We start from the raw sequence: 22,189 nt of genomic DNA, 5'->3' as shown, positions 1-22,189 counted from the left end.
CAGGGAACCAGCCGAGAGTGCGGAACCCGCCGGCCGCTATTGAATTAATCTGGGATAGGAAATAGCGGACTCTTCGATGACCAATCGCTTCGCCAGCTCCATCTCTGCCGCCCTCCGTCATCCCGGCGTGATCGCGCTGATCGTGGCGGGCGTGACGATTGCGGCAATGCTGATCGTCGACCACGGGCCGTGGAGCCGCGCCAAGACGCAGCCGGCCCATGTGGCAATGTATGCGACCACGGGCGAAGCGGCCCGGGCCGCGGGCGCGAAGGTGCTTCCGACCAATCCGAAGTCGTCGGTCGAACCGGCGCGGCCGGGGCCCAAGACGTCCCCGACCGTCAATCCCGTGACGCCGTAGCGTCTCAGCTCTTGCGGCCGTAATTCAGCAGCCCGCCGCTCGTCTTCGGCGGATGCGCGCGCAAGGCTTCCTCGTTGGGCTCGGTGCCCCAGCCGGGCCGGTCCGTGACGATCAGATGGCCGTCCCTGATATCAGGCTCGTGCGTGAACAACTCGCGATCCCAGGACAGACGATCGATGTCGATCTCCATGATGCGCAGGTTCGGCACTGCCGCACAGAAATGCGCGTTCATCATCGAGCAGAGATGGCCGTAGAAATTATGCGGGGCGACGTTGACCTCGAACGCCTCGGCGGCGGCAGCGATCTTCATGGATTGCCAGACGCCGTTCCACGGTGTGTCGATGATCGCGACGTCCATGGCCTGCGCGTGAAAATAGGGCAGGAATTCGCGCAAGGAGAGCAGCGTCTCGCACGACGAGATCGGATGCGGGCTCTGCCTGCGGATATAGCCGAGTGCCTCCGGATTGAAGCTGTCGATCTCGACCCAGAACATGTCGATATCGGCAATGGTGCGCAGGATCTTCAGATAGCCTTCGGTCTTGGCGTTGAAGTTGCAGTCCAGCAGGATGTCGACATCGGGGCCGGCACCGTCGCGGATCGCCTCCAGATGCATGTGCAGGTCGCGCAGGATCTTGCGGTCGACGTTGATCTCGGGCGCGAACGGTGAGCCGAAGCCGGGACGCCAGCCGGTCGGCCTGCCCTCGTCATAGGAGAAGATGTTGGTCTTGAGCGCGGTGAACTTCTTCTCGCGCACCTCGCGCCCCATGGCCTTGACGCCGTCGAGACTTTCGATCGGCGGCTTGTACCAGGAGGGGTGATTGATCCGCCAAGTGGCGCAATGCGACCAGTACACCCTGACACGGTCGCGGATCTTGCCGCCGAGCAGCTCGTAGCAGGGGACGCCGAGCGATTTCGCCTTGGCGTCCAGCAACGCATTCTCGATCGCACCGAGCGCCTGCGCCACCACGCCGCCCGCGGCGGGACGCGTCGCCGCGAACAGTTCGGCAAAGATGCGCTCGTGCTGGAAGACGTTCTGACCGATCACCCGGGCAGAGAGGCGCTGGATCGCGGCGCCGACGCCGGGCGAGCCGAAGCCCTCGTCGAACTCGCTCCAGCCGACGATGCCGTCTTCGGTCGTCAGCTTGACGAAGTGATAGTTTCTCCAGCCGGCGTCGCAGGCCAGAATCTCGATGTTCGTTGCTTTTGATGATCCGGTCATGTCGCTCCCTGTCGCCCGGCGGCTTCTTGTGGCCCGATCTCATGCCGGGCCCTGGCCGCATTGTTTAGGGCAAGCGAGGACTGCCGGGAAGGGTGTAGCGAAGGAGAGCTGGGCAGCGCGTTTCCGCGCTCGCCGGGCTCGTCAGCCAATCAGGGACGAGCCGAGCAGGGCGAGGACTGCCAGCCCCATCAGCGCGGTGCCAAGCCAGCCGAGCCCGATCAACCATGAGCGGGCCCTGAATCGGCCCATGATGTTGCTGCTCGAGACGATCAGCATCATCATGGCCATGATGGGGACGGCGACGATGCCGTTGAGCACCGCGCTCCACACCAGCATGTGGATCGAGTCGATCCCCGTGAAGCCGAGGCCGAACCCGATCAGGGTTGCCGCGGCGATGATGGTGTAGAAGCCGGCCGCTTCGTCCGGCTTCGCTTCCAGCGTGGCCCGCCAGCCGAAGATCTCCGCAACGCCGTAGGCGGCCGAGCCCGCCAGCACCGGGATGGCAAGCAGGCCGGTGCCGATGATGCCGAGCGCGAACAGGGCGAAGGTGAAATCGCCGGCGAGCGGCCGCAGCGCTTCGGCCGCTTCCGTCGCCGAATTGATCCTGGTGACGCCGGCGGCGTGGAGGACCGATGCCGTCGTCAGGATGATGAAGAAGGCAATGCCGTTGGACAGCAGCATGCCGCAGACGGTGTCCATCTTGATACGGTCGAGCTCGCGCAGGCCGCCGCGCTTGAGGTCGCGGAGCGGCTTGTCGCGCTTGCCCTGGTTCATCTCCTCGACCTCCTGCGAGGCCTGCCAGAAAAACAGATAGGGGCTGATGGTGGTGCCGAGCACGGCGACCACCATCATCAAATAGTCGGCGCTAACATTCGCCTTCGGCCACACCGCGGCCAGCAGCGCCGTGCTCCAGGGTATTTCGACGGTGAAGGCGGTCGCGACGTAGGCGAACAGCGCCAAAGTGAGAAATTTCAGCACCGGCGAATAGCGGCGGTAGGGCAAAAACACCTGGAGCAGGGTCGAGCCGGCGGCGAAAATCAGCGCGTGCTCGTGGTTGAGGCCGCCGATGACGAGCGAGAGCGCCTCGGCCATCGCGGCAATGTCGGCGGCGATGTTGAACGTGTTTGCTGTCACGAGCATGGCGATCAGTGCCAGGACGGCCCAGCGCGGCGCGAGCTGCATGACGTTGGCGGCGAGCCCCTTGCCGGTGACCCGGCCGATCCGCGCGCTGACGAGCTGGATTGCGATCATGAACGGCGTGGTCAGGAACACGGTCCACAGCAGACCGTAGCCGAATTGCGCGCCCGCCTGCGAATAGGTGGCGATGCCCGACGGATCGTCGTCGGCGGCGCCGGTGACAAGGCCCGGACCCAGCCTTTGCAGCAGCGTCGGCGCGGATTTCGTCGGGGTGAGGGCGCCGTCGCGCATGAAAGAACCTCGAAGGGCAGATGCTTTCATAGCAAATGTCAGCGAAGGAACAAACGTTCCCTGCCGCCGGCCCAAGAATTCTGATTATTCTAAATTCGTTTGTGCCGTCGGGCAAAACAGGGGTAGATTGCCATCATCGCAACAATCATCCCGCGTCCTTCGGAGGCTTGTCGCAAGCGGCAAATTGCGTGCGGGATGAGGCGGCGCGGCCGGTCTACTTCACGCTGACGAACATGCCCCAGGCGGCGGCGAGCGCGGCGCCCGCGAAGACGAGCACCGGGTTGTCGCAGAACGTGCTGCCATAGCGGCAGACGTCTGCGCCGAACTGGCCGAGCTCGTGACGGCCCGCGGAGTAGAACAGTCCCGACAGTCCCAGCAATGCAGCGGCGACGTAGTACATCGACGATCTCTCCGGCTAGTCCCTCGTTAGTCCGACATGTCCCAGCATGGAGCGAAGAGATTTCGTTTCGCCGAATCCGCTGTGCTGCATTCGAGATAAAGTTGACGCGTCGGGCAAAACACCGGCAGGATGGCAGCATGGGCAAGCCGGCACCGGGATCACCGGCGCTGGACAATCGAAAGGCCCCGCTCACGCGGGGCCTTTGTCTTGTCGGCTGTGATGGCTTATCGCCGCGAGCCCGCGCCGTACAGCTCGCGCTCGCGGCCGATATCTTCCGGCGACAGCGGCGGGCTTGCGGCGTCGAAGTCGGTCCAGCCGGCCTTCTGCCACGTCGCGCTGCGCTCCCCGAGGTTCACTGACTTTTCGTGCAGAAGCGCATCGAGGCGTGCGCGGTCCTGGTCGGGCACTCTTGCAGAGACCAGCGTCCCGCCGCGGCGGACGCCCTCGGCATATCGCGATGCATCTTCCTTGGAGACGCCGGCTTCCGTCAGCGCGCCGATGATGCCGCCGGTGGCCGCGCCGGCAGCAGCGCCCGCAGCGGTCGCGGCGAGCCAGCCTGCCGCGACGACCGGGCCGAGGCCCGGGATCGCCAGGAGGCCGAGCCCGGCGAGCAGACCTGCCGTGCCGCCGAGGCCGGCACCGATGCCGGCACCTGTCCCGGCGCCTTCGACGCGATCGTCGGTGCCGTCGCGATCACGGTCGACCTTGCCGGACGACGAGCCGTACCAATTGTCCGAATTGTTGGCGACGAGGCTGATGTCGGAGTGCGGCACGCCGGCGCTCTCGAGCCGGGCTACGGCCCGCTCGGCATCGGAATAATTGTCGTAGAGGCGAGAGATGGTGGTCGTCATATCTGGATTTCCTTTACTTGGCGGGGTTCACGTTGCCCTGGAAGTCGACGCTGACGTCGGCCTTGGTGCCGGCCTTGTCGGCCTTGCCGCGCCAGACGCCCTCGTTGTCCTTCTGCAGGCCGGAGACGTTGGAATAGCCCGCCGCCTCGATGCGCGACTTCGCCTGGCCTTCGGTGAAGCTGTTGCGGCCGGCGACCGGTGCGTTGGAGTTGTTCTGGTCGGCGCTGTTGACGGCGTTGTTTCCAGGGCCGCTTTGCGCCGGCTGCGACTGCGCGCCCGCGGGCGCCACGGCGAGCAGCAGCAAGGTTGCAGCCAGTACAGCTGAACGTAACATGTTTTTTTCTCCTGCAAGTGATTGTGCCGGCGTCAACATGCGAGATTCGAATTGGTTGCGTGGGCTCCGGACGAGTCTGCTGCGGCGCTTTGGCCGCGACAGCGTCGAGCGAGCGCAGCCGCCGCTCGTCGTACACGCGAGGACCAGCCCACAGTCATTCTACTTCGCAGACTGCACTGCTTCGCGCTGGCCCGTTGCAGGCTCCCAGGGCGCCGGCAGGATCACGCGAATGGGACGCGCTTCGGCCGCGCCTTGAGCGACAGGTGCCGCCTTGTCCTTGACAGGCTCAGCCACAGCCACGGTCATCAGCGCAGCCAGCGTCGCCAGAGAAGTTGTCACAAGCCGTACGTCCAGCATCGAAGCCTCCTGTTCTGCGCACCAACGCCGCCCGCCGGAATTGGTTCGGACCCATTCGGGAACAAGTGGCAATTTGTGATGTTTGTACGAGACAAGCCCGGATGACGGGCTGCTGGAGGAGGACACGATGAACATCAAAGCGATCATTGCTGCCGCCGTGCTGACGTCGGTTGCAGCTCCCGCGTTCGCGCAATCGTTCTACGTGGTGCAGGACGTCAAGACCAAGAAGTGCACCATCACCGAGTCGAAGCCGACGACCACGGAAACCACGGTCGTGAGCGGCGACACCGTTTACAAGACCAGGTCCGAGGCCGAGGCCGGCATGAAGACCGTCAAGGTCTGCACCTCGAACTAAGGAGAAGAAGCGCGAAGGCCTCATCGCGCCGGCGCGTCGACGGCAGCCCGCGCGGACCGGTCCGCGCGGGCTTTGCCGTTGGAAGCCCAGTCGCTCATGCAGGGGCCATGTCCGTTCGCCGCCTCGGCCGGATCCGGGAACTTCCTCTGTCGGAGCCGATTGTGCTATCCGTTTTGAACGGCGTTTGAGGCAGCTCCCACCATGCAATCGCGCTATCCCTTGTTGAAGAAGTGGACGGCGGACGAACACGAGCGGTTGAAAGCCATGGCGGAAGCCGGACGGCGGCCCGACGAGATTGCCGCTGAGCTCAATCGGAGCGAGGCGGCGGTGCGGGTGCGAGCCTGGCAGCACGGCATTGCGCTGCGCCTCGTCACGCAGAAGCGCGGCAAGTGAGCGAGCCTAGTGCGAGGGACCGCAGACGTGCGCGGCGATCTGCCCGCACGGATCGAACGTCAGGCTTGCGCTGACGATGCCGCCACGCGCGACGTACGAGATCACCACCGCGTCTTCCAACGGCTGGAGGTTGTCGAGGCCGGTCGCAGGATAATTCCGCAGACGATGAACCCAATAGGCGCGCCGTCCATCCGGGTCCGAGCTCATCTTCGAGCCGCCGCAGGCGCAGTGGATCGCCGCGTGGTCCGCATACATTCCAAGGATGCTCTCGATGTCGCCGGCGCGGTAGGCATCAAGCCAATCGACCGCTGCGGCCATCGGGTCAAAGGACATCGTCCGACCTGCCTGCCGTTTCTCCGGCCGGCGGTTTAGGACCGGGATCATGAATGCGGCGTGAAGGTCGGCGCGGACCCCCGTTCATCAGTCTGTCGGAAGGGTGAACGAATGCTTGCCGTCCTTCTCAACCGGCGACCGACACCTCGAGCGGCTGAAAACCCGCGACGCGCGGCAGCGACATGAAGCCGGGCCTGGCGAAATAGTACCCCTGGAACAGCCGGATGCCGGCCGCCCGCAGGGCTGTGAGCTCGGCCTCGGTCTCCACGCCCTCGGCGAGGAGGGTGATGTCCAGCTCGCGGGCGATCGCGGCCAGCGCGGACACGATCACCTGCCTCGGATGGCTGGCATCGATGCCGCGCAGCAGCTCCATGTCGATCTTGATCAGGTCCGGCTGCAGCCGCGCCAGCAGGCAGAGCCCGGCATAGCCGGCGCCGAAATCGTCGAGCGCGGTCCAGAACCCCAGCGCCTTGTAGGCGCCGATGATGTTCTCGACATGCCTGGGATCGCTCATCCGCTCGTTCTCGGTGAACTCGAACATCAGGTTGGTCGCGGGAAAGTTCGCGCGCCGCGCCGCCGCGAGCGATTGCTGAATGCACGCGCGCGGCTCGTACACGGCATTCGGCATGAAGTTGATGGAGAGGCGCGCCTGCGGATCGTCGAACAGGCGTCCGGCGGTTTCGATCGCCATGACGCGGGCGGCCTGGTCGAAACGGTAGAGCTGATCGTCGGTGAGCTGGCTCAGAACGCTGTGCGCGCTTTCGCCGTTCGGCCCGCGCACCAGGGCCTCATAGCCCCAGACCCGGTGTTCGGCGACGTCGACGATCGGCTGGAACGCCATCCTGAATTGGAACGGCAACTCCGTCCCGTCCCCGCATCCCGCGCACTTCACGTCCGTCTCCAGCCCAGCGTCCCCGATGCGGCGAGGGTACGGCACAGCTCGTTAAGGAACAAAGAAGCCTTCCGCCCAGGCTGCCCGGCGGCTTCGCCCGATGTTCATTTGTGCACACAAGCCGGCGGTGCCCCGGGGTGGACGCCCGATGAAACACGTCTGAAACAGGGACGAAACCATATCGTCCTGAACTCGGCCGGGCCGGAGCCCGACCAACGGATCGAAAGGAGAGACGATCATGATCCAGATCGGTTCGAAGGAAGAAGTCGCGTTCCTGCTGGCGCTGTTCGGCACCCACACCCAGCCGGTCAAGCGGCCGAAGCCGAAATCCCAGCAGAGGTGAGAGACGCCATGCCCGGCTTGGCCGAATGCCAGAGCCTGCTCAGGCTCCTGATCGCCAGGGGCGATCCCAAGGCCATCCCGCTCGCCGAGGGCGCCATCGACCAGTTCCTGAACACGGCGCCGGCCAGCATGCGCGGACGCGGCCTGCGCGTGCTCCAGCGCGATGCGCTCGACCAGCACGATGTGGCTGTCGGCGTGCAGCGCTCGTTCGCCGAGACGGTGGACGCCTATATCGAGCGCAAGCTCGCGGAGGAATGAGAGGCGCTGCGCAAGCCGGCCGCCGTGCCGTCGGAGCGGAGCGGCCCCGCGGCGTTCCCGGAACTCCTGATCACCGGCAGAAATCTTTGGTCGCGCCAGAAACCTTTGCTCGTTCCTCGACCTATTTACGGCAAAGGATGCGGCCATGCCCCGGTACTACTTCGATCTTCGCGACGACAACGGAATTGCGCTGGACGAGGAGGGGCTGGAATTATCCGGGCCGCGCGCGGTTCAGGCCGAAGCTGCCAAGTCCGCCGCCGACGTGGCGCGTGATGAGATGCTGTCGGCGCAGCTCACCGGCGCCCGGCACGAGATGGCGATCGAGGTGCGCGATGCCTGCGGTCCCGTCATGCAGGTGAAGTTCTGCTTCCAGATCGAAGATCTCAAGTCGCGACCGTCCTCACGCGGTCATTGACGCGCCGGGGCCGATCGGGACGGCTGCCGCAAGGGCGGCAGGGACTGCTCGGGCTCCAGCACGGCAACCTTGCGGCCGAGCTGCCAGACTTCCACCTTGCCGTGCCGCGTGAACCGCTGCGCGAAGGTGAGGGCGGAGGAATCGGACGGGGCCTCGAATGCTTCGGCCGAGCGGAAGACGCCGTCCTCGCCGACGAGATAAGCGCGATATTGCCGGGTCATGTCGGGGCCCTCAGGCCGGGCGAGCGCAGCCAGGCCTCGATCTGCATGGCGGTCTCGTCCTGCCGCGCCTGGCGCAGCAGCATCTCGCGCCGGTGGCCCGGCGCAAGCGCGCGCGCTTCGTCGCGGCAGCGCGCGGCTTCATCCGCGAGGCGTTCGGTGAGGGTCTTTGTTTGTTTGAAACGTCGCCGTGTCAGCATGGCGCATCTCCCTTGTTCGAAAGGGCGGGAGCGAAATTCGCGTTCTCATCACCGACCAATGCAATTCGCTTGCGGTGACGGGTCCACCTTACGCTTCTTGCGGGCGCAGAGTCATATCATTTGGCAAAGGCGCGGCGATTTTTTTGCCGCGCTGAGATTGAGGATGTTGAGCGGCTTACTCATTTTGCGCCGCCGCAGGAAAGCCACCTGCACAGCAAAAGAGAGCACCGCAATGCGCGTCGATCGGCCGTTGCCTGTCGAGCACGAGCAGGCCGAATACATGCGCTTCGGCAGCGAGGCGATTGCAAGCAATGAGTTCGGCGGCTTCCGACAGTCGCTGGACGTTCTGCTTCAATCCGGCGTAACGCGAGAACATCGCACGCAAGCTGTCACCGGCTATCCTCCCCCTTCGGAGGCACCTCCATCGTCTTCCGTCCCAAAACGCATCGGGAAGCGGCTGCTTCAACAACTCGCGGCATTCGCGCGCGATCTGGCGCCTCGCGCGGTCTGCTCAGCACGCACAGTTCGTGCCGCCAGTTTCATTCACGGGAGGCCAAACTCACTCGGTGCTGGGCTAGGAGGGTGGTCACGCCTGTTGACATTGTTCCTGTTTTGTTCTAGTAATCTATATTACAACCTACAGGTGAAGAGTCGAAGTAGCGGCTCGCCCTCGATTTTCTGCGGGGTCGTTCATGAGAAACTCGCTTCTCGCTTTGGTCCTATTGAACAAGCCAGTGACGCCGGACATGTCGGCGGTTGCCAAGGTCCTTCGCGCCCGACATCCGGAGTTGGCAACGGAGACGGCGAACAATGAAGAGAAGCAACCGTCTCAGACGAATGCGCCGCTCATTCGCTGCGGCGACAAGCTTTTTGCGGTCATGTCGATGCCTGCACCTATTCCGCAGGAGCCGGAGCTGTGGGCGCGCGCTGCGCGAACCTGGCCAGAGAGCGAGGCTGTGGCAAAGCGCCATCAAGGTCACATGATCGTCTCGCTGATCGGAAAAAGCGAGCGGCCGTTGACCGCCGCGCGCCTTACGACCGCGGCCATCGGCGCGTTGATTGAGGCCGTGCCGGAATGTTGTGGTGTGGTGTGGGCTGGCCGGGTGGCGCGGCCGGCGGATGTATGGATCGAGGCGTCACGCTGGTCGCTCGCACCATATCCAGATTATCCCTTTAGACTTTGGGTCGACATCCTTCCGTTCCGGTCAGGTGCAAAGGTCGGGGTCATTACGATGGGATTGTCGGCATTTGTTGACCGCGAGATCGAATTTGTGTCGAGTAAGCTCGCGCTTCCTGCGTTGTTCGACAAAGTAGCAGGACTTTCCGTGTATCTGATCGAGCATGGAAAGGTGGTGAAGGATGGCGATACGATCGGTGCAAGTGCGAGCGAGCGGATTGCGGTTCGCTACAAGAACTCTGATCTCTTTGGAGGGATGGCGGTGTTTTGCTGTACTGATTCCGCGGAGGCGGACTCCGTCCGCACGCGATTTGCATGAAGTTGAACGAGGAGGGACTAATGGTGGGCTCCCTTCCGCAAGAAGCGGGCATGAAGGGCATCGGGTTTATCGATGCGCGAAGTTGAGCTGCTGCGCCACTGCTGCCGATCTTGAATTCAACTCATATGGATGTGGTCGATCAGAGCCGGCGAAGCTTTGCTTTCATGCCGCAGCGGCATAGAAGAGAACATTCGTATGGAATTTTTCCGCGTTATGCTGAGGGCTTGTTATTAGGCGCGGTTCATGGTGGTCCGTGAGGGGCAGGCGATGCCTTAGCGAGGTTGGTCATGAGTAATCAGGAAGCAATTGCGGGTGCGAAGCGACCTAGAGTACGAAGGCATCGGTTCTATAGGATGCGCCCAAAAGGCGGAGGTAGGCGGGGCTATTGGGTGGAGGACGAGAGTGTCCTTCCTCCTCACCGAGTATATCGTCTGCCCGCTTCTAACCCGCATGTGCCTTATGTGTTCAACAAGAAGAAAGGTCGCCTGCCGTACGACCTCGAGCTCTGTTATCAATGGTGGCTCATCTCGGATCGGGCCAAGGCAGTGTTCGAGAGGCTCGACCCCGAAGCTTTCGTATTTGTGCCGTGCGATGTGCGAACGCCGCAAGGCATCTATGATGGACCCAAATATTGGCTTTGCGATGTTGCCCGAGTTCTAGACGCGCTGGACGAATCGCAATCAAGCCTGCGCATCGGAATACGAAACGATGTCCGCTATCTCGACCACGGCAAGAAGTACTACGAGATCTTCACGGGTGACAAACTAGTCTTCAGAGATGCCGCAATCGGCAACGCTCATATCTTCCGCATGGCTTTCGCTGATTCGGCTGTCATATGCGATCAAGACTTCAAAGATGCCTGCACGTCTGCGGGCCTAAAAAGGATTTGGTTTCACGACGTTCTGAAATTATGAGTCGGCCCCGATGCTACCCGAAAATGCCGTCAGTTTCGCTCGCGCGGCCTTGTTGCCATGATAGGCAAAGGCTGGAACCGCTCTTCGGGGGGGAGGATCAAGGCAGATCAGTTTCAATCAGCAGACATTTGGGCCCGCTAGACTGATTGCTATCTGCACACTGACAAATCTTCGAACGATTGCAGACCGCGCTGACGGGCGTGCGGTCCGTTGGATGGTCAAGTATCCTGGTGTTCCGTCAGCGCACCAAGCCGATGATCTGATTTTAGTGGCTAACGTGCTCCGGTAGCACGTCACAAACATTTCAGGCCTTTTGACAGGCGCGCGGCACTCGCCGCAGCGTCCGCGCTCGCGCGCCCTCATCCATTCAATCAGCCCACAATCCAATGAACCTCTTTGTGAGGGTGCATGTATTCTATTCTCTTTGATCATCATATTATTCCCAAACAATGTAGAGACCATAAGGCATTTCGCGATATAGCCAAAGAAACGTTCGATTTCGACTCTCCCGCAAATCGTATCTACTTGCCAGCAGATCAAAAGCTTGCCGCCCAATTGAATGTGTCTCCTCATCCCGGGAGACATCTTGCTACCTACAGCAAATCAGTCTGCGAAGCACTTGATCAGATCGAGACGATCGATAGTCCGAGCGAGCGAGTTGCGGAGATAGGGATCCTCATCGATGCACTGCGCGTCGGCTTCGTCAACGGCGATCTCTATACAAACTTGCCGATCGGTAGGACGCCAGCGGAGGCTGACGCCGAAATTAGGAGGGTCTTGAAAGACCACAAAGCCTACCTTGCTCAGTACCCGGACCAACTCAGGGCTATCAGGGATCTTGAGCAAAGAGGCGCCAACGCTGGTTTAAACCATCTAATCAAATGGTTGCCGTACCTGGACAACCCAGAGAGGCAGAAAGCGTTGAATGAGGTGATTGCCCGCAATCCCGACGTTAATCTGACATCTGGGAATCGCGATCGGGACGGAACACCTTGGTCCAAGTTCGAAGCGTCGGATCCCTCTTCGGGCATTCTTCGCATACCCGGCTCGATTCCACTCGACCCGAGAGACTCTCCGCAACTGCCTGGCTACAGTTCACCTTCGCTAGCCGGTTTGGACGAACAAGAAGGGTTCACGGGAAGTGATCCCCGCTTCACACGTGCGCTGCCACCCTCTCCCACGCCAGATCCCAATGAACAGCGGCTGGGTCAATTGCCGCCTACTACGGCCGCCCCGGCGGATCCGCTGGTCCTCCGATCCGATCCGCACTCCGGAACGCCGGATCCATACCATGAGAATCCATTAGCAGGCGGCACACCAGTGTTGCGCAATGCACTTCCTTGGTTGGCCGGAGCGGCGGCGGTCGGCGCAGCGGCTCCCCTTATTCCCGCTTGGCTGCTTACCATTGGGGGCACCTTGGCGCTTGCGCGCGCCGTCAACGCTCAGGAAACCGATGCCGCCGCGACGATGGGCGATGCCATTCCCAGTGGAGGAGTTCTCTCAGCAGGAGCGCCTGCACACAACGCCGTGGGCGATGGACTCAGCGCCGGCAACGCTGCCGGCACCAGCGGCTCTTCGGCATCATCGTCGACAATCTGGCCGCGGCTGGGCGGAGCTTGGTCGGTTGATCCAGAAGTGCCGGCTAGTACTTTTGCTGATCGCTTCGGCAACTGGGTTAGCACGTCGGGCGGCACCATGCCTGCCAGAGATTTGCCAGAAGGCCCACCTCGGCCTCACGCAGGATCAGTCGCGCCTGAAAACGTCCGGCGTCTCACCCGGGCCAACGCGTCGGCTGCAAGCAGCGTGTTCTCGTCCGGGAGTGCGCCTGTCCCATTTCTGCCATCTACCGAATTCAGCGAACAGTCTGGTAGCTGGAGCGTGCCGGTCGCCGATAGCCGGCCAGCCCAGATGAGCAGGCCGACAGAAGCATTCGCGCACGAGCCCAGCTACCTCATTCAACCGCCGATCTTCGGAGTGGATGGCGCGGGCAATCCGCGCAATGACACCGAGGAGTGGTTCTCGCGCTGGATACGGTTTTCGTTTGGGCCGGAATGAAGAGGCTGCCGTTTGAGTTCGAGATCGGTTTGACGCGTCGGGCAAAACACTGGCAGACTGGCATTTCGAAAAAGGTTCGAAACCAAGCCCGCGAGATGTCGCGGGCTTTCGTTCTTTGGAGGGAGCCATGACTTCCGTGCACTACGCATCGGCAGCTCCGAACCACGTCGTCAACGCCTCCGCAAGCCCGCAGCTGTTTTCATCGCCTACCCAGGCCACATGCCCGTCTGGCCGCACCAGCACGGCGCCCGGCGGGGGGACCGCTCCGATCGCCGGAAGCTGCCATGCGCCGTCGTGTTCGGCATCGACTGCGACGATGCGATCAGCCCAGGGCGTGATGTCGATGCCGCGCACCTCGCCGAAATTGAGCAGCAGGCCGCGCGCGCCGTGCAGAAGCGTGAACAGCCGCTGCTTGCGTCCGTCCACCACGAGATCGAGATCGGGCATGCGGCGGCCGAGCAAAGCGTGGCCTTCGCCGAGATCGTAGGCGATGTCGAGCCCGCTCATCATCGCGCCGAAGCGTCGTCGCGGCTCGTCCATGGCGAGCAGGTCGGACACGATCTCGCGCGCGGCCTTGCGGCCGTCGTCGCCGCGGCGGAGCAGGGCGATCTGCGCCATGGTGTGCTTCAAGACGCGCGCGGCGACGGGATGGCGCTCGGCATGGTAGCTCTCAAGCAGGCCGTCCGGCGAGATGCCCCTGACGACCTGCGCCAGCTTCCAGCCGAGATTGACCGCGTCCTGCACACCGAGGTTGAGGCCCTGGCCGCCGACGGAATGATGGACGTGCGCGGCATCGCCGGCGAGCAGCACGCGGCCCTTGCGATAGGACTCGGCCTGCCGCGCCGCATCGGTGAAGCGGGAGATCCAGGCGGGATTTCGCACGCCGAAGTCCGTGCCGTACACGGCGGCGAGGGCCGCGCCGAGATCGCGCAAGGTGGGCTCGCCCCCGCGCGCCAGCGTCGCTTCCGTCACGACGACGAGAATGCGTCCATGCTCCGTCCTGCTGAGGCCGTGGAAGCCGAGCGCGTCGTGGCGCAGGCCGAGCACCGGCTCATCGTGCATCTCGACCTCGGCCATCAGATTGCTGAGCGTCGGCGGGAAGCCGGTGAAGTCGATGCCGGCCGCCTTGCGCACCGCGCTGCGGCCGCCGTCGCAGCCGACGAGATAATCGGCGCGCAAGCGCTCGCCGCAGGACAGGGCGACGTCGACGCCGGTCTCGTCCTGCGCGAAGCCCGTCACCTCGCGGCTCCGATAGACCGGCACCGCGAGCTCCGCGACCCAGCCGGCGAGGATGCGCTCGATGTGGCTCTGCCGCAGCGCAAGCCCGTAAGGATGGCGGGTGGGGAGGTCGCCGATGTCGAGCCTGGTCCAGGCGAAGCCGGCGAGCTGGGTGATCTGCCCTTCGCGCAGGAAACGCTCGGCGACGCCGCGCTGATCGAGGATCTCGATCGTGCGGGCGTGCAGTCCGCCGGCGCGCGTCTCGACGATCGCCTGATCGGGGCGCCGCTCGACGATCGCGACGTCGACATGCGCGAGCGCGAGCTCGGCCGCCAGCATCAGGCCGGCCGGGCCGCCGCCGGCGATGACGACCTCATGGCCGGTGATCGCGCGTTCTGCACGCGGTCGGCGGCGCGACCGGGACGTCGGAAGCAAGACAGGCATGGCGTGACCCCTCGACCGGTTGTTCGGGTCGAGGGGTCTTACGCGATCGCCGGGGGCTTGAAGCAAGTCCCTCGCGCACCACATATCGAGCTGGGAGGAGGGGCTTTCGGCTTCCGTGCCGGCCGCGTTGACACGTCGGGCAAAACACCGGCAGAATGGCATCATCGAAAGAGTTCGGCCGAGCCCGCGCGGAAGTGATCCGCTGCGGGTTTTCTTTTTGGCGCGATGTCTCAGCAGATGCCGGTGGTTCGCTGCATCACGTCGGCGAGCTCCTCGAAGGAGAAGGGCTTGCGGATCATCGGCAGGCCGCCGCGCCGCGGCTCGCGCCCGGACAATTGCAGCATCTTCAGCTCCGGACGCGCCCGCCTCGCCAGCTCGGCGAGCTCGTGGCCGTCCATGCCTGGCATGTTGATGTCGGTGATGAGGATGGAGATGTCCGGATTCTGCTCGAGCCGCTCGAGCGCATGCGCGCCGTCGTGGGCGCTGATCACCTCGCAGCCGAGATCCTCCAGCATGTCCACGATCACGCCGAGGACAGCGGGATCGTCGTCGACAACCAGGACGGTGTGGCTCATGTCACGAATGTTCCTTCCGCAAGAGAGATAAACGCGCCGCTCGCCGGGGAAGTTCCTGCAAGCCTAGTCGTCCTTCGACAAATCGCCGGGCTTGGCGGGGAGGTCCATGGCGCCGCCCTCGCCATGCGCGAGGTCGCGGCCCGTATCTTCGTTCTCGCCGCTATCTTTGACGATACCTCGCTCGTCGCGCGCCTCCTCGCCGCGTGGCTTCTGTTCGCTGCGCGGGCCGGCTCCGGCCAGGTTGCGCGATGTCTCTTGTGGAATCGAGTTGGATGTCATGGGCCGATCCCCCTGATCGGTTAACTTTCGCGCAGCCTGCAAGTTCGTTTGACACGTCGGGCAAAACACCGGCAGAATGACATCATCGAGACGAGTTTGGTTGACCCGCGCGGAGAGATCCGCCGCGGGTTTTTTCGTTCTCGATCGCGGAATCGGACGGCGGCGGCGCATTGCGGCCACGCACTCGTCAGACCTGGGGCGCCAATCGGCGCGCCGTCGTCCGAACCATTGCTGGCCGGCACGCGCTAACGTGCCGGTCCGCGGCGCCGGGCCATTCGCCCGCGCCGCTGCGGTCTCCGGGATGGAGAGAGGGTTCGCGCCCGAAACGATCGCGCCGCGATGCTGCGATCCGCCGCGCATTTTCTTCACGGGAGAGATGATGACCGCTTATCTGATAACACTCGCCGTTACGAGCCGGACAAGCTGATGGGTTATTGCGTCGCGCTCTATTTCGCAAAGCTCCTGGTCTGGGACAAGGTTCTCGGATTGGGCTCGACCGATGCCCTGGCCGGATTTGCGGCGATCACGGCCAATCTTGTGGTCTCGTTCTACTTCGCCAAGCGCGGTTTCGAGAACGTCGCGAGGATAATCAAGCGATGAAGATGCCGGAAAACGAGATCAAGGCCATTGTGGCCGAAGCGCTGGCTGAACATCACAGGCTCCAGCAAGAAAACATCAACGCGATCGTGTTGAAGGCGGTGGCTTCGGTGCTGGCCTCATTCGGCATCGAAGATGACGATCGAAGGGAGCTGAGGGCCGATCTCCAACATTTGCGAAGGTGGCGGAGGAGCGTGGAGCAGGCCCAGAGCTACACTCTCAAGGCCGTGATCACGATGATCGCCACCGGCCTGATGGGGGCCGTCTGGCTTGGCGTCAAGGTCGTGCTCGGCAAGTGAGCCTTCACGACGACGGCGATGCTGCACTTGCGGTTACGTCAATCCTTGCGGACGGTTTCGATCCATCTACAGAATTCGTATTGTCGATGCGTCCGATGACGACATCGTCGATTCGTTGTGTGAACTGCATCGGTTGACGTTCCTCAATTCAGCCACCATGCCTCAATTCGAGATTGGAGCGTGGTGGCTGGCCTATCATGGGGATGTTGCAGTCGCTTTCGCCGGCATCGTTCCATCGACGCACGTGAGCAATGGTGGTTATTTCTCCAGGGTCGGCGTGCTGCAACGGCATTGGGGGATGCGGCCTTCAGCGCAGATGATGCGTGCGGTCGAGGCAAGGGGAAGCCGCATGGGTTGGGACAGCATCGTCTCCGACACAACGGACAAACCGGTATCTGCCAACAACTTCATCCAGGCTGGTTATCGGCTCTTCGCGCCGAAGACGCCATGGGCCTGAGCGCACACCCTCTACTGGAGAAAGCGCATCCGCTGAGCAGGTTTACATCGCAGGGAGCGTGCCTGCAACAGCCCCGGGATGCGGGCGAGATGCCGCGCCGGCTTCATGCGCATGGGCATGTCCAGGGCCTGGCAGCTCGAGCGCTGCCGGGCCCCTTTTGCGTATTGAAGCGATGCAGGCGAGGCACTTGCGAAGTCGGCGGCGCCGGGCTTTAAGCTTTGCTCTTGCTGCAAATCGGCGGCCATAAGCCGATGTAAGGGAGCGCTCTATCGATGCCCACCAAGCCCCAATTGCCGGAACGTTCACCGCGAGGGACGGCAGGTCCGGCTGCGCTCGATGGTCTGTTGGTCGTCGATTTTACGCGGGTGGTCGCCGGACCGGCCTGCACACAGACGCTCGCCGATTTCGGTGCACACGTCATCAAGATCGAGAATCCCGATGGAGGCGACGACACGCGTGCCTATGAGCACGCCGAAATCGGTGGTGAAAGCGCCGCCTATCTCAGCCTGAACCGCAACAAGCGCGGTATTGCGCTCGACCTTGCCATTCCGGAGGCTCGAGAGATCGCGCTGGATTTGATCCGCAAGGCAGATGTGGTCGTGGAGAACTTTTCGAGCGGGGTCATGAAGAAGTTCGGACTCGACTATCAGTCGGTCGCGCCGCTGAACCCACGGCTGGTCTATTGCTCGATCTCCGCCTACGGACGCACCGGACCGTTTGCCTCGCGGCCCGGCTTCGATCCCATCACCCAGGCGGAAAGCGGCTTCATGTCGCTCAACGGATTTGCCGACGGCCCTGCGGTTCGTACCGGTCCGCCCATCGTTGACATGGCGACGGGCATGTCTGCCTGCAATGCGATCCTGCTCGCGCTGCTGGCGCGCGACCGGCTCGGGCGGGGCCAGCATGTCGAAGTCGCCCTGTTCGACGTTGCGATGGGCATGACAGGCTTCTACGGCATGGCCTATCTCATCAACGGCGAAAACCCCGGCCGGTTCGGCAATTCGCCCAGTGGGTCTCCCACGGTCGGCGTCTACGAAGCCTCCGACGGGCCGCTCTACATGGCCTGCGCCAACGACCGGCTCTACCGTCGGCTCGTGGTCGACGTGCTGAATCGGCCTGATCTCATCACCGACCCGCAATTTGCGACGCGCAAAGCGCGTTCGGAGAACAAGGAGCTGTTGCGCGCGGCCATCGCGGAGGTCTTCGCAAGCGATACTCTGGAGAACTGGATGGCCAAGATGAAGCGGGCCAATATTCCGGTCGGTTATCTTCGGACGGTCGAGGAGGGGTTCAATGCGCCCGAGGCTCGCGAGCGCCATCGCCTGAATCGGATTCCGCACCCGACGGCGGAATGGGTGCCGAATATCGAGCCGCCAATCACAATGAGCCTGACCGGCGCGATCGATCCCGTTGCGGCACCTCTGTTGGGCGAGCATACCGGGCAAGTCCTGCATGATACGCTCGGCTACGACGAAAGCCGGATCGCGGAATTTGCCGAGAGGGGCGCGTTTGGCGCGGTCAAGCCTCCAACCTCGGCGTGAGTCGCTTCCTCGGCTTGATTTGGCGAAGGTCCCGCCGCATAAATGCGTAACAGCGAGGGACACCAATGGCGCCTGGCAAGGAGCCGAGCATGATCCAACCCACCGGTTCGCAAGCCGGTGGAGGGGCCTATGCATCACTGATCGCGAAGGCCCGGGCGCTTCTGCCGCAGCTGCGCGAGCGAGCGGCGCAGACGGAGGAACTGCGGCGTCTCCCGCCGGAAACCGAAAGAGATCTCCACGATTCCGGCTTGTTCCGGATGCTCCAGCCATCACGGGTCGGCGGCGCCGAGCTTGACTATGTCGCCCTCGTCGATTGCGCTGAGCTGCTCGGAAAGGCAGATGCGTCGGTTGCCTGGAATCTCGCCAACCTGGCGAGCCATCACTGGATGCTCGGCATGTTCGAGCAGAAGGCACAGGATCTCATTTGGGGCCGTGATCCGGATACGCTGATCGCATCCTCCTTCATTTTTCCGGCCGGACGCGCCACGCGGGTCGAGGGCGGATACCGGCTGCACGGCAGCTGGCCGTTCTCGTCCGGCGTTGCCTCTTGCGAATGGAACATGCTGGCAAGCGTGGTCTACTCCGACGACGAGGCGGATGGTATCGAATATCGAATCTTCCTGCTGCCGAAGGGCGATTACAAGGTGCTGGACACCTGGAATGTCGCCGGACTGCGCGGGACGGGGTCTTGCGACGTGGAGGTGAGGGAGGCCTTCGTGGCCGACCACATGACCGTCGGGGTCGGGGATCTCTCAGGTGGCCCGACGCCGGGAAGCTCCGTCAATCCGAATCCGCTTTACGCACTGCCCGTGTTCTCGCTCTTCCCATACGTCCTCTCCGGCGTGGCGCTGGGGAATGCACAGGCGTGTCTCGACGATTATACTGAGGTCGCGCGGCATCGCATTTCGACTTACAACCGCGCCAAGCTTAGCGATTTTCAGAGCACGCAGATCAAGATCGCGGAGGCTTCCGCCAAAATCGATGCCGCACGCCTGATCATGCGTTCGGCCTGCCTGGATGCCATGGATGACGCGCGGCGCGGCCATATCCCTGACATGGCGACCAAGACCAGATATCGGCGCGACGGATCGTATTCAGTGAACTTGTGCACGGATGCGGTCTCGATGCTGTTCGCAGCCAGTGGTGCGCGCGGTCTGTTCACGAGCGGTGTGTTGCAGCGACAGTTCCGCGATGCGCACGCGATCAATTCGCATCTGGCATTCAATTTCGACGCGGCCGGAACCAACTACGGACGGGTGGCGCTGGGCCTGCCCTCCGAAAATCTCACGCTGTGAGGTCGGTCGATGAATGATCTGCCGAAGCAGCCCCGCGCGCCCGATCCCGCCAACGAGTTCGCGAGCGACAGCTCGCAGATCGATCCGCGCGACTTTCGGAACGCGCTCGGGACCTATGCAACCGGCGTGACGATCATCACCGCGGCAGCGCCCGACGGCAAGCCCTACGGGCTGACTTGCAATTCGTTCGCCTCTGTCTCGCTGAATCCGCCGCTGGTGCTGTGGAGCCTCGTCGTCTATTCCTCCAGCCTGACCATTTTCCAGAACGCCAGCCATTTTACCGTCAACGTTCTAGGCGCCTCGCAACAAGCGCTTGCGAACAAGTTCGCGAAATCGTCGGACGACAAGTTCACCGGCGTCGCCTGGACACCTGGCCTCGGCAATGCACCCGTGCTTGCCGAGAGCGTCGCCAATTTTCAATGTCGCTCCGTGAACCGCTACTATGGCGGCGACCACGTGATCTTTCTCGGTGCAGTCGAGGCCTACACATACAATGCGAAGGAGCCGCTGCTTTTCGCGCGGGGAGCGTTCGGTCGCTTCATGGCTGACGATGAGCGGAAGAAGTCGTCATGAAGCGCTTCAGCTTGCCTTGGACGGGTGCTCTGTCGCTGAAAGCTTGTAGATCTCCAGCGCATCCGCCTCTGCGCCGCGCGCCGCCTTCGCCATCCTGAAAAGCTGTCCCGCGAGCGAGGCCATCGGCACCGGCGTCGAGGTCGCCTGTGCGACATCGGCGACCGTATCGAGGTCCTTGAGCATCGTGGCGATGTGGCCGAGCGGAGGGCTGTGAATGCCCTGCACCATCCGCGGCACGAACAGCTGGAGCGGAATGGAATCCGCAAAGCCGCCGGCGAGCGCTTCGGGCAATCGGTTGGCGTCGATACCCGCGTTCACGGCCAATCGCGCTGCTTCCGCGAGGACGGCCATCGCGCATCCCACGATTACCTGGTTGCAGAGTTTGGTGGTCTGTCCGGCGCCAATCGGACCCATATGAGTGAACCTGCGCGCCATGGCCAGCACATAGGGTCGCACCCTCTCGATATCACCAGCTTCCCCGCCGGCCATGATCGCCAGCGTGCCGTCTTCCGCGCCCTTCGTGCCCCCGGATACCGGCGCATCGATCCAACTCGTACCATTCGCGTCTTTCAGTCGCGCTGCGAGATCGCGCGCCGCGTCAGGGTGGATGGACGAGAAGTCGACCACAAGCTTGCCTGCGCCGGGCCCTGCCGCCAGACCCTCGGGTCCGAAAATCACCTCCTCGACCGCTCTCGCATCCGTCACGCACATGAAGACGATGTCCGAGTTCACCAGGAGATCACGCGGCGTGCCCGCGCGCTTGGCCCCCGCCGCGGCGAGCGGAGCGACTTTGCCCTCCGATCGGTTCCAGACAGCGACCTGATAGCCGGCGTTGAGGAGGCGTCGGGTCATCGGCGCGCCCATCAGTCCGAGGCCGAGATAGCCGAGCCTGTCGGTACCCCGCGGGCTTGCGTTGCTCTCTTCAGCCATAGGTTGCCTCCTTCTGCCGCAATGTGGCGCCGCCTTACCATACATTGCGGACGGGAAGGCGAAACCGCCCCGGTCCGCATGGCTTGCCTGATTGTTTGAACCATGAAACATTTGATGCAGTCGGGTTGGGGGCGCCGGTCGGCGCCGTAGCAGCGGAGTGGCACGATGCGAACCGTTTCGAAATGGATCCTGGCTTTGGGAGCGGCAGCAGCCGTGAGCGCGGGCGCAAGCCCGTCATGGGGACAGCAGACGATCCGCGTCGGCTGGACCATCCCGGCCGAGGAATCCAAGTACTGGATGATGCGCAGGCCGACCGAATTCCCCAGCATCGGCAAGACCTACAACATCGAATGGACCCAATTCCAGGGCACGGCGCCGATGACGCAGGCCTTGGCGGCCGGTGCGTTGGATTGCGCGACGCAGGCGCCTCTCTCGCTCTCCAACGGTGTCGTTGGCGGCAATCTCAAGGCCTACATCGTCGCGCAGCATGTTTTCGAGAAGCCCGGCGGCTTCTCGGTGTACTGGGCCGTCAAGGATGACTCGCCCATCAAGACAATTGCCGACCTCAAGGGTAAGACGGTCGGCATCTCCGTGATCGGCGGAGGTACGCAAGGTCCATTCAACCTGCTGCTGAAGCAGAATGGCGTCGATCCGGCCAAGGACATCAAGCTGGTCGAGGTCGGCTTTGCCGTCTCCGAGGACGCGCTGCGCCAGGGGCGCGTCGATGCAGTGAACATGAACCAGCCCTTTGCCGCGCGCGCGGAGGCAAAGGGCGGGACAAGGAAGCTGTTCTCGCTGTCCGAGGCCATGCCGAACATCGTGCACATCCTGGAAGCTTGCCGTGCCGATTTCGTCGACAAGAACCCGGAACTGGTCAAAGCCTATGTCCGCGACATCACGTCCGGCATGAAGAAGGCGCTGGCGAACCGCGAGGAAACCTTGAAAGTCGTGTCCGAAGTGCTGAAGGCGCCCGTTCCGGTGCTCGAGACCTATTTGCTCAAGGACAACGATTTCGGCCGCGACCCGGGCGCGGCGCCGAACTTTCCGGCGATCCAGAAGATGCTGGACATCTATGCGGAGACAGGAATGCTGCCGAAGCTGGATGTCGCACAGTTCAAGCATCCGTCGATCGTCGCTCCGTTGCAATAATGGGGCAGACGATA

29 protein-coding genes and 1 pseudogene are annotated in these 22,189 nt (G+C 63.1%); 15 read left to right on the top strand and 15 right to left on the bottom strand.

All coding sequences use genetic code 11. From position 1 onward, the window contains the following. The first annotated feature begins 76 nt into the window (after positions 1 to 76). Entirely contained in the window at positions 77 to 358 is a 282-nt protein-coding gene (locus ASG57_RS18045) for a hypothetical protein (protein WP_024343267.1), read from the top strand. Positions 359 to 362: 4 nt separating this feature from the next. Here ASG57_RS18045 and ASG57_RS18040 read toward each other — a convergent pair whose 3' ends face one another. The 6 genes from ASG57_RS18040 to ASG57_RS39200 all read right to left on the bottom strand — a co-directional run bounded on the left by ASG57_RS18040 (position 363) and on the right by ASG57_RS39200 (position 5,082). After that, positions 363 to 1,577: a mandelate racemase/muconate lactonizing enzyme family protein gene (locus tag ASG57_RS18040; RefSeq protein ID WP_057196904.1), complete on the bottom strand. Its 1,215-nt coding sequence runs from the start codon at positions 1,575 to 1,577 to the stop codon at positions 363 to 365. A 141-nt stretch (positions 1,578 to 1,718) separates the two neighbouring features. Next, positions 1,719 to 3,005, bottom strand: a complete 1,287-nt coding sequence (locus ASG57_RS18035; RefSeq protein ID WP_024343265.1) for an NRAMP family divalent metal transporter — start codon at positions 3,003 to 3,005, stop codon at positions 1,719 to 1,721. A 214-nt stretch (positions 3,006 to 3,219) separates the two neighbouring features. Next, the gene (locus ASG57_RS18030; RefSeq protein ID WP_024343264.1) at positions 3,220 to 3,405 is read right to left on the bottom strand and encodes a hypothetical protein; all 186 of its coding nucleotides are present in this window, start codon (positions 3,403 to 3,405) and stop codon (positions 3,220 to 3,222) included. Positions 3,406 to 3,629: 224 nt separating this feature from the next. Beyond that, a complete protein-coding gene (locus ASG57_RS18025; protein WP_024343263.1) occupies positions 3,630 to 4,256 on the bottom strand; it encodes a hypothetical protein in 627 nt (208 codons plus the stop codon). Positions 4,257 to 4,269: 13 nt separating this feature from the next. Further along, positions 4,270 to 4,590: a hypothetical protein gene (locus tag ASG57_RS18020; RefSeq protein ID WP_057196903.1), complete on the bottom strand. Its 321-nt coding sequence runs from the start codon at positions 4,588 to 4,590 to the stop codon at positions 4,270 to 4,272. 159 nt (positions 4,591 to 4,749) lie between these two features. After that, on the bottom strand, positions 4,750 to 5,082 hold the full coding sequence (locus ASG57_RS39200; protein ID WP_230646687.1) for a hypothetical protein: 333 nt from the start codon (positions 5,080 to 5,082) through the stop codon (positions 4,750 to 4,752). Here ASG57_RS39200 and ASG57_RS18010 point away from each other — a divergent pair. Together ASG57_RS18010 and ASG57_RS18005 are read left to right on the top strand one after the other, a co-directional pair. Beyond that, positions 5,075 to 5,302, top strand: a complete 228-nt coding sequence (locus ASG57_RS18010) for a hypothetical protein (protein ID WP_024343260.1) — start codon at positions 5,075 to 5,077, stop codon at positions 5,300 to 5,302. The two genes, ASG57_RS39200 and ASG57_RS18010, sit on opposite strands and share 8 nt — an antisense overlap. A gap of 201 nt (positions 5,303 to 5,503) precedes the next feature. Continuing rightward, complete coding sequence (locus ASG57_RS18005; protein WP_024343259.1) at positions 5,504 to 5,695, top strand: Myb-like DNA-binding domain-containing protein; 192 nt, start codon at positions 5,504 to 5,506, stop codon at positions 5,693 to 5,695. A 6-nt stretch (positions 5,696 to 5,701) separates the two neighbouring features. Here ASG57_RS18005 and ASG57_RS18000 read toward each other — a convergent pair whose 3' ends face one another. After that, positions 5,702 to 6,028 carry a hypothetical protein gene (locus tag ASG57_RS18000; RefSeq protein WP_024343258.1) on the bottom strand — a complete coding sequence of 109 codons (327 nt, stop codon included), beginning with the start codon at positions 6,026 to 6,028 and terminating at the stop codon, positions 5,702 to 5,704. Positions 6,029 to 6,155: 127 nt separating this feature from the next. Beyond that, positions 6,156 to 6,869, bottom strand: coding sequence for an EAL domain-containing protein (locus ASG57_RS17995; RefSeq protein ID WP_057196901.1), 714 nt, complete (start codon positions 6,867 to 6,869; stop codon positions 6,156 to 6,158). A gap of 402 nt (positions 6,870 to 7,271) precedes the next feature. Between ASG57_RS17995 and ASG57_RS17990 the strand changes: the two genes are divergently transcribed. Together ASG57_RS17990 and ASG57_RS17985 are read left to right on the top strand one after the other, a co-directional pair. Beyond that, the gene (locus ASG57_RS17990; RefSeq protein ID WP_024343256.1) at positions 7,272 to 7,520 is read left to right on the top strand and encodes a hypothetical protein; all 249 of its coding nucleotides are present in this window, start codon (positions 7,272 to 7,274) and stop codon (positions 7,518 to 7,520) included. A gap of 145 nt (positions 7,521 to 7,665) precedes the next feature. Then, a complete protein-coding gene (locus ASG57_RS17985) occupies positions 7,666 to 7,935 on the top strand; it encodes a DUF6894 family protein (RefSeq protein ID WP_024343255.1) in 270 nt (89 codons plus the stop codon). Here the strand turns inward: ASG57_RS17985 and ASG57_RS17980 are convergent. The 3 genes from ASG57_RS17980 to ASG57_RS17970 all read right to left on the bottom strand — a co-directional run bounded on the left by ASG57_RS17980 (position 7,929) and on the right by ASG57_RS17970 (position 8,665). After that, on the bottom strand, positions 7,929 to 8,156 hold the full coding sequence (locus ASG57_RS17980; protein WP_057196900.1) for a hypothetical protein: 228 nt from the start codon (positions 8,154 to 8,156) through the stop codon (positions 7,929 to 7,931). The genes ASG57_RS17985 and ASG57_RS17980 overlap by 7 nt on opposite strands. After that, positions 8,153 to 8,353, bottom strand: coding sequence for a hypothetical protein (locus ASG57_RS17975; protein ID WP_024343253.1), 201 nt, complete (start codon positions 8,351 to 8,353; stop codon positions 8,153 to 8,155). The genes ASG57_RS17980 and ASG57_RS17975 overlap by 4 nt, the downstream gene beginning before the upstream one ends. A 111-nt stretch (positions 8,354 to 8,464) precedes the next feature. Beyond that, complete coding sequence (locus tag ASG57_RS17970; protein ID WP_156402724.1) at positions 8,465 to 8,665, bottom strand: hypothetical protein; 201 nt, start codon at positions 8,663 to 8,665, stop codon at positions 8,465 to 8,467. A gap of 380 nt (positions 8,666 to 9,045) precedes the next feature. Between ASG57_RS17970 and ASG57_RS17965 the strand changes: the two genes are divergently transcribed. From ASG57_RS17965 to ASG57_RS36820, 3 genes are all read left to right on the top strand, one after another. Next, positions 9,046 to 9,849 carry a DUF4261 domain-containing protein gene (locus ASG57_RS17965; RefSeq protein ID WP_057196898.1) on the top strand — a complete coding sequence of 268 codons (804 nt, stop codon included), beginning with the start codon at positions 9,046 to 9,048 and terminating at the stop codon, positions 9,847 to 9,849. 287 nt (positions 9,850 to 10,136) lie between these two features. Continuing rightward, complete coding sequence (locus ASG57_RS17960) at positions 10,137 to 10,763, top strand: imm11 family protein (RefSeq protein WP_082528988.1); 627 nt, start codon at positions 10,137 to 10,139, stop codon at positions 10,761 to 10,763. 408 nt (positions 10,764 to 11,171) lie between these two features. Continuing rightward, positions 11,172 to 12,818 (top strand): AHH domain-containing protein, encoded by a 1,647-nt coding sequence (locus tag ASG57_RS36820; RefSeq protein WP_082528987.1) that lies wholly within the window; start codon positions 11,172 to 11,174, stop codon positions 12,816 to 12,818. Positions 12,819 to 12,959: 141 nt separating this feature from the next. Here ASG57_RS36820 and ASG57_RS17950 read toward each other — a convergent pair whose 3' ends face one another. The 3 genes from ASG57_RS17950 to ASG57_RS39195 all read right to left on the bottom strand — a co-directional run bounded on the left by ASG57_RS17950 (position 12,960) and on the right by ASG57_RS39195 (position 15,703). Further along, complete coding sequence (locus tag ASG57_RS17950) at positions 12,960 to 14,480, bottom strand: FAD-dependent monooxygenase (protein ID WP_057196895.1); 1,521 nt, start codon at positions 14,478 to 14,480, stop codon at positions 12,960 to 12,962. A 230-nt stretch (positions 14,481 to 14,710) separates the two neighbouring features. Next, positions 14,711 to 15,055: a response regulator gene (locus ASG57_RS17945; RefSeq protein WP_024342394.1), complete on the bottom strand. Its 345-nt coding sequence runs from the start codon at positions 15,053 to 15,055 to the stop codon at positions 14,711 to 14,713. Between the two features lie 63 nt (positions 15,056 to 15,118). Beyond that, positions 15,119 to 15,703 (bottom strand): hypothetical protein, encoded by a 585-nt coding sequence (locus ASG57_RS39195; protein ID WP_230646686.1) that lies wholly within the window; start codon positions 15,701 to 15,703, stop codon positions 15,119 to 15,121. A 39-nt stretch (positions 15,704 to 15,742) separates the two neighbouring features. Between ASG57_RS39195 and ASG57_RS39190 the strand changes: the two are divergent. From ASG57_RS39190 to ASG57_RS17905, 6 genes and pseudogenes are all read left to right on the top strand, one after another. After that, positions 15,743 to 15,934 (top strand): annotated as a pseudogene (locus ASG57_RS39190) (hypothetical protein); the annotation flags it as partial. Beyond that, a complete protein-coding gene (locus ASG57_RS17930; RefSeq protein ID WP_024342392.1) occupies positions 15,931 to 16,230 on the top strand; it encodes a hypothetical protein in 300 nt (99 codons plus the stop codon). The pseudogene ASG57_RS39190 and the gene ASG57_RS17930, both read left to right, overlap by 4 nt. A gap of 133 nt (positions 16,231 to 16,363) precedes the next feature. Then, positions 16,364 to 16,687, top strand: a complete 324-nt coding sequence (locus tag ASG57_RS17925) for a GNAT family N-acetyltransferase (RefSeq protein WP_502690800.1) — start codon at positions 16,364 to 16,366, stop codon at positions 16,685 to 16,687. 272 nt (positions 16,688 to 16,959) lie between these two features. After that, complete coding sequence (locus ASG57_RS17915) at positions 16,960 to 18,228, top strand: CaiB/BaiF CoA transferase family protein (protein ID WP_024342390.1); 1,269 nt, start codon at positions 16,960 to 16,962, stop codon at positions 18,226 to 18,228. 89 nt (positions 18,229 to 18,317) lie between these two features. Beyond that, positions 18,318 to 19,523 carry an acyl-CoA dehydrogenase family protein gene (locus tag ASG57_RS17910; RefSeq protein ID WP_230646685.1) on the top strand — a complete coding sequence of 402 codons (1,206 nt, stop codon included), beginning with the start codon at positions 18,318 to 18,320 and terminating at the stop codon, positions 19,521 to 19,523. Positions 19,524 to 19,532: 9 nt separating this feature from the next. Continuing rightward, positions 19,533 to 20,096: a flavin reductase family protein gene (locus ASG57_RS17905; protein ID WP_024342388.1), complete on the top strand. Its 564-nt coding sequence runs from the start codon at positions 19,533 to 19,535 to the stop codon at positions 20,094 to 20,096. Between the two features lie 6 nt (positions 20,097 to 20,102). On the opposite strand, the gene ASG57_RS17900 is transcribed toward ASG57_RS17905, so the two are convergent. Continuing rightward, complete coding sequence (locus tag ASG57_RS17900; RefSeq protein ID WP_057196893.1) at positions 20,103 to 21,026, bottom strand: NAD(P)-dependent oxidoreductase; 924 nt, start codon at positions 21,024 to 21,026, stop codon at positions 20,103 to 20,105. A 165-nt stretch (positions 21,027 to 21,191) separates the two neighbouring features. On the opposite strand from ASG57_RS17900, the gene ASG57_RS17895 reads away from it, so the two are divergent. After that, positions 21,192 to 22,175 (top strand): ABC transporter substrate-binding protein, encoded by a 984-nt coding sequence (locus tag ASG57_RS17895; protein ID WP_024342386.1) that lies wholly within the window; start codon positions 21,192 to 21,194, stop codon positions 22,173 to 22,175. The last annotated feature ends 14 nt before the right edge of the window (positions 22,176 to 22,189 follow it).

This window comes from Bradyrhizobium sp. Leaf396, from assembly GCF_001424605.1.
Classification (GTDB): Bacteria; Pseudomonadota; Alphaproteobacteria; order Rhizobiales; family Xanthobacteraceae; genus Bradyrhizobium; species Bradyrhizobium japonicum_C.
The sequence above is the reverse complement of the archived record's forward strand: the minus strand, read 5'-3'. Positions and strand labels throughout refer to the sequence as shown.